11 protein-coding genes and 1 pseudogene are annotated in these 13,470 nt (G+C 71.6%); 4 read left to right on the top strand and 8 right to left on the bottom strand.

Annotated features, from left to right (window positions below):
- Both ABZX30_RS21855 and ABZX30_RS21850 read right to left on the bottom strand, forming a co-directional pair.
- Positions 1–193, bottom strand: a pseudogene (locus ABZX30_RS21855) (TIGR00374 family protein); the annotation flags it as partial.
- Positions 190–1,677, bottom strand: coding sequence for a hypothetical protein (locus ABZX30_RS21850; protein WP_355935751.1), 1,488 nt, complete (start codon positions 1,675–1,677; stop codon positions 190–192). The pseudogene ABZX30_RS21855 and the gene ABZX30_RS21850, both read right to left, overlap by 4 nt.
- 208 nt (positions 1,678–1,885) lie before the next feature.
- Between ABZX30_RS21850 and ABZX30_RS21845 the strand changes: the two genes are divergently transcribed.
- Together ABZX30_RS21845 and ABZX30_RS21840 are read left to right on the top strand one after the other, a co-directional pair.
- A complete protein-coding gene (locus ABZX30_RS21845; RefSeq protein WP_355935749.1) occupies positions 1,886–2,269 on the top strand; it encodes a BlaI/MecI/CopY family transcriptional regulator in 384 nt (127 codons plus the stop codon).
- On the top strand, positions 2,266–3,159 hold the full coding sequence (locus ABZX30_RS21840) for a M48 family metalloprotease (protein WP_355935746.1): 894 nt from the start codon (positions 2,266–2,268) through the stop codon (positions 3,157–3,159). Before ABZX30_RS21845 ends, ABZX30_RS21840 begins: the two co-directional genes overlap by 4 nt.
- Positions 3,160–3,192: 33 nt before the next feature.
- Here the strand turns inward: ABZX30_RS21840 and ABZX30_RS21835 are convergent, their stop codons facing one another.
- Positions 3,193–5,535, bottom strand: coding sequence for a glycosyl hydrolase family 65 protein (locus ABZX30_RS21835; protein WP_355935744.1), 2,343 nt, complete (start codon positions 5,533–5,535; stop codon positions 3,193–3,195).
- Positions 5,532–6,272, bottom strand: coding sequence for an HAD-IA family hydrolase (locus ABZX30_RS21830; protein WP_355935741.1), 741 nt, complete (start codon positions 6,270–6,272; stop codon positions 5,532–5,534). The genes ABZX30_RS21835 and ABZX30_RS21830 overlap by 4 nt, the downstream gene beginning before the upstream one ends.
- Positions 6,273–6,357: 85 nt before the next feature.
- On the opposite strand from ABZX30_RS21830, the gene ABZX30_RS21825 reads away from it, so the two are divergent.
- Positions 6,358–7,017 (top strand): nucleoside/nucleotide kinase family protein, encoded by a 660-nt coding sequence (locus tag ABZX30_RS21825; RefSeq protein WP_355935738.1) that lies wholly within the window; start codon positions 6,358–6,360, stop codon positions 7,015–7,017.
- An 82-nt stretch (positions 7,018–7,099) separates the two neighbouring features.
- Here the strand turns inward: ABZX30_RS21825 and ABZX30_RS21820 are convergent, their stop codons facing one another.
- The 4 genes from ABZX30_RS21820 to ABZX30_RS21805 all read right to left on the bottom strand — a co-directional run bounded on the left by ABZX30_RS21820 (position 7,100) and on the right by ABZX30_RS21805 (position 12,046).
- Positions 7,100–8,809 carry a hypothetical protein gene (locus ABZX30_RS21820; RefSeq protein WP_355935735.1) on the bottom strand — a complete coding sequence of 570 codons (1,710 nt, stop codon included), beginning with the start codon at positions 8,807–8,809 and terminating at the stop codon, positions 7,100–7,102.
- Positions 8,810–8,811: 2 nt separating this feature from the next.
- Positions 8,812–9,714, bottom strand: a complete 903-nt coding sequence (locus ABZX30_RS21815; RefSeq protein WP_355935732.1) for a carbohydrate ABC transporter permease — start codon at positions 9,712–9,714, stop codon at positions 8,812–8,814.
- Positions 9,711–10,622, bottom strand: coding sequence for a sugar ABC transporter permease (locus ABZX30_RS21810; RefSeq protein ID WP_355935729.1), 912 nt, complete (start codon positions 10,620–10,622; stop codon positions 9,711–9,713). The genes ABZX30_RS21815 and ABZX30_RS21810 overlap by 4 nt, the downstream gene beginning before the upstream one ends.
- A 92-nt stretch (positions 10,623–10,714) precedes the next feature.
- Positions 10,715–12,046: an extracellular solute-binding protein gene (locus ABZX30_RS21805; protein ID WP_355935726.1), complete on the bottom strand. Its 1,332-nt coding sequence runs from the start codon at positions 12,044–12,046 to the stop codon at positions 10,715–10,717.
- Between the two features lie 243 nt (positions 12,047–12,289).
- On the opposite strand from ABZX30_RS21805, the gene ABZX30_RS21800 reads away from it, so the two are divergent.
- Positions 12,290–13,468 carry an ROK family protein gene (locus tag ABZX30_RS21800; RefSeq protein ID WP_355935724.1) on the top strand — a complete coding sequence of 393 codons (1,179 nt, stop codon included), beginning with the start codon at positions 12,290–12,292 and terminating at the stop codon, positions 13,466–13,468.
- Positions 13,469–13,470 lie beyond the last annotated feature (2 nt).

Raw genomic sequence — 13,470 nt, 5'->3', positions numbered from 1 at the left:
CGGCCGCCGCGACCACGCCCGCCAGCAGCCAGCCCTGGTCGGCGACGGCCAGCCGCAGGGCACCCGTCTCGAGCAGCGCCCAGTGCCGGCGGGCCAGACAGACCGCGCAGGTCAGGACGGCGAGGCAGACGGCGGTGTGCCCGTACGCCCGTCGGCGGCCGGCACCGGTGACGAGGCCCGCCGGGGACGTCATCGGCGGCCGGCCGGCACGGCGTAGTGGATGCGCAGCCCGCCGAAGGACACGGACGGCCAGTGCGCGGCGTACGCGGGCGGCCGGGATCCGGCGGTGACGAGGGTGGCGACCGGGGTGCGGCCGGCGGTCCGGGTGATGGCCTGCGCGCTGCTGTTGGCGTTGTGCCCGCTCGTGGCCGCGGAGGAGCAGCCGGCGTAGAACGCGACCGGGACGGCGTCGTGTCCGGTGAGCAGACAGGGCGGGCGGACGCCGAGGCGGTGCAGTTCGGCGGAGGTACGGGACCAGGCCCGGTGGGAGGCGGTGGTACGGCCGACGATGTTCACCAGGACGGCGAGCTGGACGGCGAGGTGCGCGGCCAGGCCGAGCGTCACCAGCGTCACGGCCACGGTCCGCCGGACCCGGCCGGGGACGGTCACCAGGTGGACCAGCGCACCGGCCACCGGCAGTGCCAGCAGGGCGTAGGCGGGCAGCAGGAACCGGGGGGCCGCGTACCCGATCATGAACAGGTACGGGAAGGCGACCGTCGCCCCGCAGGCCAGCGGCACCAGGGTGGGCGGCGTGCGCCGGGCCCGGACGGCGACGACGAGGCCGAGCACCGCGAGCAGCGGCAGGACGAACCACCAGAGGGTGACCACGGGGTGGGGCAGCGCGCCCGTGCAGGGCCGGCACAGGGCCCGCCCGCCCAGGCTGCGCAGCTGGTCGACGACGGCGATGTGCAGGCCCAGGCCGCCCTGGATCGCGGAGCCGTCGGCCAGCCGCCGGGCGAGCCCGCCGTAGGCGGCGTACGCCTCGATCACCCACTGCGCCGCCCCGGCCACCAGTCCGGCCAGGAGCACGCACAGGACGCGCCAGTGGCGGCGTGGCAGGGCCAGAACCAGCAGGGGAAGGGTCGCCCAGACCGCGTCGGTGGGCCGCATCCAGGCCATCAGCGCCCCGCTCGCGGCCAGCCCCCACAGGGCGGCCCGGTCCGAGCGGTCGGCGCGGGCGCGCAGGAAGCAGGCGACGGCGGCGAGCGCGCCCACGGCGACCCAGTAGTTGGGCATGGCCTGCGGACCGTAGAAGAGTGTCACCCACAGGGACGCGAACAGGGCGCCCGCCAGGGCCAGGACCCGGACCGGGAAGAGCCCCCGCCAGGCGCGCAGCGCGAGGAACAGGGCCAGCCCGGACAGTACGGCCAGGTAGCTCCGCAGCAGCGGGGTGGACGACGACCAGGCCGCGACGGGCGCGACGAGCAGCGGGACGCCGCGGGCGCGGGGGGCGCTGAAGAAGGCCGCCGGGGCATGGGGGCTGACCTGGCTGACGTACACGGTCTCGTCCCAGCCGAGGCCCATGCCGGGCCGGACGAGGAGGAGCTGGGCCAGGGTGAAGGCGGCGGCCACCGCCGCGAGGGCGCCGTGGGCACGGACGCGCCGGGTGCCGCCGGGCACGGTCCACGGACCGCCGCGCCTGGTCCCGCCCAGTGTGGCGTGCGCGCTGCCGGACATCATCCACCCTTCACCCCTACAGCCTGCAGGGCCGCCGTCACCCTACAACTTGTAGGGTGACAGGCCGGAACCCGGGAGACACCCGAGGAAAAGACGCAACAAAACCGAATAAAACGGAAAAACACCGTCAAACTAACCGGCATCACATCCCCGGTGCAGGCGGATTCGGCCATCCGCCTGACGGCCCTACGCGCTGTAAGGTTGGAGCATGGCTGGCACGGGGTCCCCTGGCAGGGCGGAGCGGCGCGGCGCCGGGGCGCTGGAGAGCGAGGTGCTGGCCGCGCTGTGGGCCACGGAGCGGGCGCTGACGCCGGCCGAGATCCAGGCCGAGATCGGCGGAGGTCTGGCGTACAACACCGTGCACACCATCCTGAAGCGGCTGTACGACAAGGGGCTCGTGCTGCGGGACGCCGACGGGCGGCGCGGTGCCTACCGGCCCGCGAAGAACGCGGCCGAGCTGACCGCCGAGGCGATGCACGACGCCCTCGGCCGCGGTCCGGACCCCGTGGCCGCGTTGCAGCAGTTCGTGTCCGGACTGAGCCCGGAGGAGGAGCGCGTGCTGCGCGACCTGCTCGGCGGAGGCGGCGCATGAGGATCGACGTCTACACCCCGCTGCTGCTGTCGCTGCTGCTGCGACTGGTCGGTCCGGTGATCGGCCGGCGGATGGCGCCGGCGCTCGCCGCACGGGTGCTGACCTCCGCCGCCGTGCTCACCGCGGCGGCCACCACCTGGTCCCTGGTGCTGCTGGCGGCCGCGTCGGTGGGCGACGCTCCCCCGGTGGCCGCCGAGGCCAGGGCCGACGGACACCGGCTGGCCGACCCGGTGCCGGGGGTCATCGGGATCGCCGCCTGCCTGGCCCTCGCCGTCGTCGCACGGCGCGTGCACCGTGCGGTGCGTGCCGAGCGCGCCACCCGGCGGGCGCTGCGCCGGCTGTCGGCGGGGCATCCGGGGGACACCGAGCTGATCGTCGCGGCCTCCGGCCTGCCGCGGGCGTTCGCCATTCCCGGCCGGCCGGGCCGGATCCTGGTCACCTCCGCCATGCTCGGCGCCCTCGGACCGGCCGAGCGCCGAGTGCTGCTCGCCCACGAGCGGGCCCATCTCACGCACCGGCACGGCTTCCTGGTGACCGCGGCCTCGCTCGCCGCGGCGGCCGACCCGCTGCTGGTCCCGGTCCGTTCGACGGTGGCCTTCCTGGTCGAACGCTGGGCGGACGAGCAGGCGGCGGCAGCCGTAGGGGACCGTGACACCACCGCCCGGGCCCTGGCCCGCGCCGCGCTCACCGCGGGCGGCACCCGCACCGGCTGCGCGCTCGCCTTCACGGACCGCGCCGTCACCCGCCGGATCGCGGCCCTGCAGACGGCCCCTCCCCCGAGCCTGTGGACCGCCGCCGCGGCCGTCCTCGCCCTCGGCGTCCTCCCGGCCCTGGGCGCCGCCGACGCGACCGGCGACCTGCTCGGGCTGCTGGCGGGCGTGCTGCGCTGAGGCGGCGGCGCGCCGCACCGCGAGACCCTGGCGCTACCGCCGGGCCGGCCTGCGGTGCGGTGGCTGCTCCGGCGCCGGACGCGGCGTCACGGGAGGCACGGCGCGGACGGCCGGCTCGTCGGGGTGCAGGGTGAGCGGATCGCCGTGGTGGCGGATGGTCAGCGGGGCCCCGTCCAGCAGGGAGTACGTCGTCTTGTCGGCGTGCACCTCCACCCGCAGCCGGCGGCCGAGGAACCGCACGGTGAAGGCCAGGCGGCGGATCTTCTCCGGCAGCCGCGGCGCGAACCGCAGCCCGTCGTCGTGCCGGCGCATCCCGCCGAAGCCCGCCACCAGCGCCATCCAGGTGCCGGCCAGCGACGCGATGTGCAGCCCGTCGCGGGTGTTGTGCTCCAGGTCCGCCAGATCCATCAGCGCGGCCTCGGCCGCGTAGTCGTAGGCGAGCCGCAGGTGGCCCGCCTGGGCGGCGATGACGGCCTGGCAGCAGGCCGAAAGGGAGGAGTCCCGCACGGTGAGCGGCTCGTAGTAGGCGAAGTTGCGGGCGGTCTGCTCGTCGTCGAACCAGCCGTCGCAGGTGTACATCGCCAGCACCAGGTCGGCCTGCTTGACGACCTGTTTGCGGTAGAGGTCGAAGTAGGGGAAGTTCAGCAGCAGCGGGTACTGGTCGGGGCGGGTGTTCGCGAAGTCCCAGCGCTGGTAGCGGGTGAAGCCCGCGTGCTGTTCGTGCACCCCGAGTTCGTGGTTGTAGGGGATGTGCATGGCCTCGGCGGCGTCTCGCCAGGCGGCGCTCTCCTCGTCGTCGACGCCGAGCCGGTCCGCCACGCGCGGGTGGCGCTCGACGGCGTCGGCGGCGGCCAGCAGGTTCTCCCGGGCCATCAGGTTGGTGTACGTGTTGTCGTCGGCGACGGCGCTGTACTCGTCGGGTCCGGTGACGCCGTCGATGTGGAAGGCCCCGCGGTGGTCGTGGTGGCCGAGGGAGCGCCACAGGCGTGCGGTCTCCACCAGCAGTTCGACACCGGTGTCGCGTTCGAAGCCGGTGTCCCCGGTGGCGGCGACGTAGCGCACCACGGCACTGGCTATGTCGGCGTTCACGTGGAAGGCCGCGGTGCCGGCGGGCCAGTACGCCGAGCCTTCCGAGCCCTCGATGGTGCGCCACGGGAACGCGGCGCCCTCCAGGCCGAGCTGGGCGGCGCGTTCGCGGGCGGAGTCCAGGGTGTTGTACCGCCAGCGCAGCGCCTCGGCGACGGCCTCCGGCGCGGTGTAGGTCAGCAGGGGCAGCACGAACATCTCGGTGTCCCAGAAGGCGTGCCCGTCGTAGCCGGAGCCGGTCAGCCCCTTCGCCGGGATCGCCCGCTGCTCGGCGCGGGCGCCGGCCTGCAGGACGTGGAAGAGGGCGAACCGGACGGCCTGCTGGATCTCCTCGTCGCCGTCCACCTCGACGTCCGCGCGGGCCCAGAAGCCGTCCAGGTAGGCGCGCTGTTCGTCGAGCAGACCCCGCCAGCCGTCGTGCGCGGCGGCGGCGAGGGCCGCGTCGACCTGGTCGCTCATCGCGGGCAGCGAACGGGTGCCGGACCAGCCGTGGGCGACGAGCTTGTCCACCCGCAGCCGCTGGCCCGGCTCCAGCACGGAGGTGACCGTCAGCCGGGCCACGTCCGGATGGCTCTCGCTGCTCGTGGCGGTCCGTTCCGGACCGGTGACGACGTGGTCGGCGGCCACGGCGACGCGCAGACCGCTGCGGCGGGTGCGGTGCACCAGGCGCAGCCGCCCGCCCGAGGCGAAGTCCTCCTCCGGCTCCAGCGGCGACTGGAGGGCGACCGCCGCGCGCGGGTCGCCGTTGGACCCCGGGAGCTGCTCGTTGGCGACCAGTTCGGACTGGATCACCACCCGGGCCCGGTTGCCGACGGGCTCCACCTCGTAGGAGACGGCGGCCACCGCGCGCTGCGTGAGCGAGACGAGCCGCGTCGAACGCACCCGTACCGTCGATCCCGTGGGCGAGGTCCACTCGCAGATCCGCTCCAGCACGCCTCGCCGCAGGTCGAGGGTGCGCTCGTGACGGACGAGCGTGCCGTAGCGCAGGTCGAACGGCTCGTCGTCGACCAGCAGCCTGAGGATCTTGCCGTTGGTGACGTTGATGACCGTCTGGCCCGACTCCGGGTAGCCGTAGCCCGCCTCGGCGTACGGCAGGGGGTGCAGCTCGTGGACGCCGTTGAGATAGCTGCCGGGCAGGCCGTGCGGTTCGCCCTCGTCGAGGTTGCCGCGCCAGCCGACGTGACCGTTGGACAGCGCGAACACGGACTCGCTCTGGGCGAGCACGTCGAGTTTGAGGTCGCTCTCGCGCACGGTCCACGGCTCGACGGCGTACGACCGCTGGGTGATCACTGCTTGCCCCCCAGTTCGGCGAGGTCCTCGACGACGATGTCGGCGCCGTGCGCGTACAGGGCGTCGGTCTGTCCGACCCGGTCGACGCCGACGACGTACCCGAAGCCGCCGGAGCGGCCCGCGTCCATGCCGGCCAGCGCGTCCTCGAAGACGGCTGCCTGCCGGTACTCGACCCCGAGATCGCGGGCGGCGGCCTGGAAGGTGTCCGGGCGGGGCTTGCCGGGCAGCCCCCGCTCGGCGGCGACCACGCCGTCGATCCGGACGTCGAAGAGGTGCTCGGCGCCGATGGAGCGCAGCACGTCCCGGGTGTTGGCGCTGGAGGAGACGATCGCGGTCCGCAGGCCGCCGGCCCGGACCGCCTCGATGTAGCGGATCGTTCCCTCGTAGGCCTCGACGCCCTCGGTGCGGATCTTCTTCAGGACCAGCTGGTTCTTGCGGTTGCCGATGCCCTGCACGGTCCGGGCGTCCGGCGGGTCGCCGGGATCGCCCTCGGGCAGCTCGATGCCCCGGGAGGCGAGGAAGGTGCGCACCCCGTCGGCGCGCGGGCGCCCGTCCACGTACTCGTCGTAGTCGGCGACCGCGTCGAACGGCCGGGCGCGTTCGCCCTCGTACGCGCGCAGGAAGTCGTCGAACGTCTCCTTCCAGGCCGCCGCGTGCACGACGGCCGTTCTGGTGACGACCCCGTCGAGGTCGAAGAGACAGGCCTGGATGGTGTCGGGCAGCCCGAGCTCAGTCATACTCAGGACACTTCCCCGCAGGGCGGTTTCCAGTGGGTGTCGCACGCCACATGTCCCGTCCGGCACGGGTGACAGACTCTCCCCCGTGCCCCTGACTTTCGACGACCTCCTCACCCGCGCCCGCTCCCTCGCCGAGGGCGCTCCGCGCGTCCTCCTCGGCATCGCCGGCAGCCCCGGCGCGGGCAAGTCGACGCTGGCCGAGCATCTGGTGCGCGCCCTGAACGGCGCCGGGACGCCCTGGGCCGCGCACGTCCCGATGGACGGCTTCCACCTCGCCGACGCCGAACTGGACCGCCTGGGCCGCCGGGACCGCAAGGGCGCGCCCGACACCTTCGACGCGGCCGGGTACGCGGCGCTGCTCGGGCGGCTGCGCGAGGAGCGGGACGAGGTGGTGTACGCGCCGGGCTTCGAGCGGGTGCTGGAGCAGCCGCTCGCGGGCGCGGTCCCGGTGCCGCCGACCGCCCGGCTGGTGGTGACGGAGGGCAACTACCTGCTGCTGGACACGGGCGGGTGGCCGCGCGTGCGGAGCCGGCTCGACGAGGTGTGGTACTGCGAACTGGACGAGCGGGAACGGCTGCGCCGTCTGGTCGCCCGGCACGAGGAGTTCGGCAAGGGGCACGAGGAGGCCGTGACGTGGGTGACGCGCAGCGACCAGCCCAACGCCGAACTCGTCGCCGCCACCCGGCACCGGGCAGACCTGATCGTGCCGGTCACCGCCCTGCCACCCCACGCACCCCCGGCATGACCCACGCGTGCACAGCCGGCTCGACGGCGAGCGTCCCGGTCAGAGCGTTGCCTCGGTGACGTACCGTCGCTTCGCCACACGCTCACGGGGTCCGGCGGGCGCGCAGAGCGACGCTCAGCGTGTGCGGGCCGAATCCGCCGAGGCAGACGCGTGTCCCCGTCGTCGCGTCGGTCCCGCCCAGCAGCGTGTAGTCCTGACCCGGGTCGTACCGCAGCAGGTCGCCCTGGTCCGGTCCCGCCAGCGGTTCGCCGGAGTGGACGCCGGCCTCGACCTGGATCTCGTCCTCGCCCACCCGGTACGTCATCGCCCCGGAGCCGAGGCACCAGCGTCCTTCGCCCAGCGGTTCGGCGCCCCGCACGACACCGCCCGGCCGGAAGGTCAGTTCGAGTGCCCACGGCACCTGCGGACCGGCCATGTCGAACCGGAGGTCGGCGCCGTCGTCCCGGAGTTCCACATCGACGCGGGTTGTCAGCGCGACCTCGTCCTGCTCCCGCCGCCCGAACGACATCGCGGCCGAGAAACGGCCCTCGTCCGCCACCTCATAGGCGCCGTCCGCCCGGCGCTCGGCCGGTGGAAGCGGCTGGTAGTAGGCGGCCGTGAGGGTTTCGGTGAGCCGGTACCGGCCGTCCCCGGTCCGTGCCATGTCCGTGGCGCGGAAGGGGCCGAGGTCGAAGAAGCCCCGCGACAGCCGCACGGCGTCGAGGACCGCGTCACCGGCGAAGAGCCGCAGGAACGTCGGATTGCAGGCCAGGCCCGACCGGATCCGCCGGTGCCCGGGCACGTCCGAGCCGCCGTACACGACGGTGTGCGCGGTGGCGGCGGCGCGTGAGGCGAGGCGCGCCGTGGTGATGTACCGGTCGCGGGGAAGGGCCTCCGGCTCCGGTGCCGGCAGCTCGCGGCACAGGTCGGGGGTCAGGACGGTCTCGGCGAGCAGACCGGGGTCGTCGATGCCGGGGGCCGCCGCCAGCCGCGCCGCCCGGCTGAAGTCGCCCCGGCCGGTACGGATCGCGAGCAGCCGGTAGTGCGGCAGGTAGGGTGCCAGGGCGAACGCGTGGTTCTGGTCCTGCCGCCGCGAGTGGACGGTTTCCACCGTGCCGTCCGGCCGGATCAGGTCCAGGGTCGCGGTCAGGTTGCGTTCGACGGCGTCCCGCAGGTCGGTGCGGCCGAGGACGTCGGCCAGCAGCAGCAGCGACGGGTTGGACACGTGCGCCGCGTAGTTGGCGCTCCGCTCCGAGTACAGACCCTCCGCGTCGATGTCGACGCCCTCGGCGAGCCACGCGTCGATGCGGTCGAGCAGCCGGCCGTCCGGGAACGACCGGTGCAGCCGGGCCAGCGCCGCGCACAGTTCCCATCGGTGGTTCGGCGTGTGCACCCCGCCGGTTAGGAGGCTGTCGGAAGCCGCGCCGGCGATCTCGGCGAGGGCGTCGGCGACCTCGCGCAGCTCGGGCCCCGCGCCCGTGGCGAGGACGTGCGCGTCGCACACGTCGTTGACGGTGAACGCGGAATCCGGGGGTGACTGCACGTTGTCGCCGCCGGCGAAGAGACCGGAGGGGGTCTGCAGGGCCCGCAGAGCGGTGAGGTGGGTCGTCGCGGCGGCGACGGCCCGCCCGCTGCCGTGCAGCGCCGAGTCCGGTGAACGGTACGCCGCGAGCAGGGTCTTCACCCGGTGCCCCAGGCCGCGGTGGGGCACACCGGTCGGTTCCTCCTGCGGGCGGGCCGTCAGCGGGACGGCCAGCCGGTCGGCGGCGCGGGCCGCCTCGCGGAGGAACGCGCGGTCGAGCATGATCTGCACGGTCAGTCCTTCAGTCCGGCGTTGATGTCGGCGCCCATGACGTAGCGCTGGAAGACCAGGAAGATGACGATCAGAGGAATCATGGAGATGACCGATGCGCCGAGCAGGACCGACCAGTTGATGTTCTGCGCGCCGACGATGCTCTGGATGCCGATCTGCACGGTGAACTTGTTGGGGTCGTTGAGCATCAGCAGCGGCCAGATGTAGTCGTTCCACCGCCACTGGAAGGACAGGATGGCGAGCGTCAGCATGATGGGCCGGGAGAGCGGCACCATGATCCGCAGGAAGATCGACAGCTCACGCGCGCCGTCGATGCGTGCCGCTTCCACGAGTTCGTCGGGAACCGTCAGGAAGAACTGGCGGAACATGAAGCATCCGGTGGCGGTGAGCACGGCCGGGAGGATGACGCCGGTGAACGAGTTGTAGAGGCCGAGGTTGCGGACCACCAGGAACTCGGGGGCGAGCATGACCTCGCCCGGCAGCATCGTGGTGGCCAGGATGCAGATGAAGAACGCCTTGAGCCATTTGTTGTCGTACTTCGCCAGCGCGTACCCGGTGCAGCAGCTGGCCCCCACGGTGAGGATCGTCGTGATCACGCACACGAGGGTCGTGTTGATGAAGTACTGCGAGAAGTTGGCACTGCGCCACGCCGTCAGGTAACCCGACAGGGTGGGGTGGTCCGGCACCAGCTTCAGCGGATAGGAGAACAGGTCCCCGGCCGGCTTGAAGGAGCTGAGGATGAACCACAGCACCGGCAGCCCGTAGAGGCACGCCAGGATCCACAGCAGTGTCGTCGCCGGCACCGCCCGGCGGAGCCCGCCGCTGCCCGTGCCGCGAGACCGCTTCGTGGCGACGGCGCGTCCGGAATCGGCGTCGACCGGGCGCGGTATGTCTGTGGTTGTCATCGGTTCTCCACCCGTCGGTTGACGATCAGCTGGATGATCGCGACGGCCATCAGGATGAGCATGAGCACGAACGACGCGGCGCTCGCGTAGCCGATCTGGCCCCGTTGGAAGCCGGTCTGGTAGATGTACTGGACGAGCAGGTTGTTCGACGTTCCGGGTCCGCCGTTGTTGAGGGAGACGAACACCGGGTATTCCTTCATCGCGTTGATCGTGTTGAGCAGGATGACGATGAACGAGGTGGGCGCGATGCTCGGCAGCGTGATGCTGAAGAACTGGCGCCACGGACCGGCGCCGTCGAGCGAGGCCGCCTCGTAGTAGGACACCGGTACGTTCTTGATCGCCGCGATGAACAGCAGCATCGAGAAGCCCGTCCAGGCCCAGGACGCCGCCATCACCACCACCAGCAGCGACAGGTCCGCGTTCGACTGCCATGGAACGGCGTGCCCGCCGAGTTCCTCGACGAAGTAGTTGACCAGTCCGAAGTTCTCACCGAACAGCCACCGCCACAGGACACCCACGACGATGGGCGACAGCAGCCACGGGATGAAGAAGATGACGCGCGCGACCGACGTGCCCTTGGCGTGCTTGTTCACCACCAGGTTGGCGGCGAGCAGCGAGAGCGCGAAGTTCAGCGGAACGAAGAGCACGGCGTACAGCAACGTCCGGGTCAGCGCGTCGTAGAAGGCGGAGTCCCCGAACAGGTTGTGGTAGTTGTCCAGTCCGACGAACTGGAACGCCCCGACGCCCGTGTAGTTCGTGAAGGAGTAGACGAGCCCGATCACCGCCGGCCACACGAAGAACAGCGCGAAGAGCACGACATTGGCCGCGATGAGAACGAGCGGCGCAATGATGTAGCGATTGCGTCTCCTGGGCGGGCTCGCGGACACGTCCGAGGCGCGTTTTGTCATCTTCCTGACTCCGTGCTGGTGGAATGGATTGCTGTGGGCTCATGCCCTGGGCCGGGCGGCGTGGTCGAGACGCCGCCGCCCGGCCCGCCGGCCTACGACGCGCCGCCGACCTGCTGGTTGTAGCCGTCCACGATGTTCTGGAGGGCCTTGTCCACCGACTGCTGGCCGTTGACCGCCTTGCCGAGCTCCGTCTTGGTCGGGTCGGTGGTGAGGCTCTTGCCCTTCAGCACCCAGTTGGTCTGCGCGCCGTTGAAGTAGCCCGAGATCGGGGCGTAGAGCGGGATCTCCTCGTTGTAGAGCTTGAACGCCGCCTGCGCCGCGTCGGAGGTGAAGGGGTACTTCGGGGTCAGACCGCTCTCGACCGGCAGGAACCCGGAGGTCTCGACCAGCTCGGTGTACTGCTTCGGGTCGTACACCCAGGACAGGAACTTCTTCGCGGCGGTGGCCGCGGCACCGTTGTTGTTGAAGCCCACCATCATGCCGCCGCTGTTGACGTCACTGGCCTGCACCGGCTGGGCGGGGGTCGGGACGCTCGCCCAGTCGAACTTCTTGATGCTCTCCGCGAAGGAGGCGACCTGCCAGACGCCGGACCAGTAGGCGACCACGTCACCGCTCTGGAACATGGCGGACGGGTCGGCGCCGCTGGTCCACACCGACTTCGGCATGGTCTTGTCGTCGTTCAGTCCGACGAAGTACTTCACGGCCTTCTTGGTCGCCGCGTCCACCGAGAACGTGCCGGAGGAGTCCGCGTGGACGTACTTGCCGCCCATCTCGTACACCATGGCGCGCAGCCGGGACGGCGACTGGTCGAAGGTCAGGGAGTACTTGGCGCCGGTCTTCTCCCGGACCTTGTTCGCCGCCTTGATGAACTCGGTCCAGGTCCAGGTCTTCTGGGGCGAGGTCGGGAAGGAGACACCGGCCTTCTTGAACAGCGTCTCGTTGATGAACAGGCCGGACGCGGTGACGTCCGAGGGGATGGACAGCACCTTCCCGGACGAGTCCTTGGCGAGGAAGTTGGCGTTGATGTTGTAGCTCTTGTCGTTGGCGATGGAGCTGAGGTCGATCAGCTTGTTCGACCAGATCGGGTCCAGCGCCGGCACGTCCGCGACGTCGGGAAGGGCGTTCGCCTGCGCGGCGTTGTGCAGCTTCGTCGGGTAGCCGTCGTAGGGGATGTTGACGAGCTTGACCTTGACGCCGGTTTCCTTCTTGTACTGCGCGACCAGCTTCTTCCAGCCGGCGTCCTGCCCGGGGACCGTGGAGATCCAGAACGTCAGCGACTTCGCGTTGCCACCGGACCCCGAGTCCGACCCCGACCCGCAGGCGGTCAGGAGCAGGGCCGCCGCCGTGGCCACCGCGGCCGCGGGCGCCAGTCGACGGACTGCGCCGCCCGGTCGGCGGGAGCGCCGCACACCCACACAGATCATCATTGATCCCTTCGTCGTAGCGGACGGAGCACGGCGCCGGCCGCTGGCAGTAGCAGGTGCCCGTTTCTTATCACTGTGATGAAAAAACCCACAAGCATCTGACCACTTCTCGTTACCTATCCGATGCTTGACGCCGCCATGGCTGCAGAAAAGGCCTGTTAGTCTCTGGCTTCTAGACAGGCGGGGGCGGCAGACTGACTTTGACATCAGTGCGATGGGTATCTGGGGGAACAGGGGAGTGTTGTGAAACCACGGGCGCCGCGCACCGCGACGACACGGCACGTCACCGCAATCAACCGGACCGCGATCCTCGACGTTCTACGCGAGCACGGACCTCTGTCAAGACGCGATATCCAGGAGCGCACCGGGCTCGGCTCCGCCACCGTGGAACGGCTGTGCTCGGCGCTCATCGAGGAGGGCGCGGTGGAGGTCGCGGGGCAGATGCGCTCCTCGGTCGGCAGGCCCTCGTCGCTGCTGCGGTTCGCGTCGTCGGCCCGCGCCATCATGGCGGTCGACGTCACCGAGTACACGGCACGAGGGCGCGTGGTCAACCTCGGCGGGACCACTCTGTACGAGGAGAGCCTCAGCTTCGATCTGGACGGCGCGGACGCCGGCGCGGCCCGCATCGAAGGGCTGCTCCAGCTCGTGGACCGGCTGTCCTCCGCGCAGACGGGTGTGACGTCGCCGATCATCGCCGTCGGCATCACGGTTCCCGGCATCGTGCACGCGGGAGTGGTGTCGAAGGCGGTGGAACTCGACTGGCGGGAGCTGCCGCTCGCCGACATCGTGTCGGCCCGGTGCGGCCTTCCGGTGCATGTCGAGAACGACGCCAACGCCACCGCCTACGGCGAGTGGTCGAGCGGCGCCCTCGCGGACGCGCACAGTGCCGTCGCCTTCGTGCTCGGGGCGAGGCTCAGCGCGGGAATCCTCAACGACGGGCGTCTGTACCGGGGGCACCGGTCGGCCGCCGGTGAGATCGGTTTCCTGCTGTCCTCCAGCGCGTCGTTCACCCGCTACTTCACGGAGCAGGGGGACATCGAGTCCAGTCTGGCGGCGCTGGTCCTTCCGTTCGCCGCGAGGGAAGGCCTGCACGGCAGGCGCATCGGTCCCGCGTTCCGCGCCATGATGGCCCACTGCCGGGCGGGCGACAGCGAGGCCGGGCGAGCCCGTGACGCGTTCTTCGACCTGATGGCCCTCACCCTCGTCGCCATCTCGGTCGTGCTCTCGCCCCAGGTCATCGTGCTCGCCGGGGCGTTCGCCCAGTACAGCGAGGAGTCCGCCGAGCAGCTCACCAGGCGCCTCGTCGGCCGGATCCCCTGGGTGCCGCGGATCGCGGTGAGCGAGCTCGGCTTCGACGCGGCGATCACCGGCGTGAGCGCGCTGACGATCGAACACGCCCGGTCCGCGACGTACCTCGCTTGACC

The organism is Streptomyces sp. NPDC004542, from assembly GCF_040610035.1.
Lineage (GTDB): Bacteria > Actinomycetota > Actinomycetes > Streptomycetales > Streptomycetaceae > Streptomyces.
This window is presented reverse-complemented; position numbering and strand designations above follow the sequence as displayed.

Coding starts and splice junctions, on each gene's coding strand:
- ABZX30_RS21810 (WP_355935729.1), bottom strand. CDS start 10,622: ATGACAAAACGCGCCTCGGACGTGTCCGCGAGCCCGCCCAGGAGACGC.
- ABZX30_RS21815 (WP_355935732.1), bottom strand. CDS start 9,714: ATGACAACCACAGACATACCGCGCCCGGTCGACGCCGATTCCGGACGC.
- ABZX30_RS21805 (WP_355935726.1), bottom strand. CDS start 12,046: ATGATCTGTGTGGGTGTGCGGCGCTCCCGCCGACCGGGCGGCGCAGTC.
- ABZX30_RS21840 (WP_355935746.1), top strand. CDS start 2,266: ATGAGGATCGACGTCTACACCCCGCTGCTGCTGTCGCTGCTGCTGCGA.
- ABZX30_RS21830 (WP_355935741.1), bottom strand. CDS start 6,272: ATGACTGAGCTCGGGCTGCCCGACACCATCCAGGCCTGTCTCTTCGAC.
- ABZX30_RS21845 (WP_355935749.1), top strand. CDS start 1,886: ATGGCTGGCACGGGGTCCCCTGGCAGGGCGGAGCGGCGCGGCGCCGGG.
- ABZX30_RS21850 (WP_355935751.1), bottom strand. CDS start 1,677: ATGTCCGGCAGCGCGCACGCCACACTGGGCGGGACCAGGCGCGGCGGT.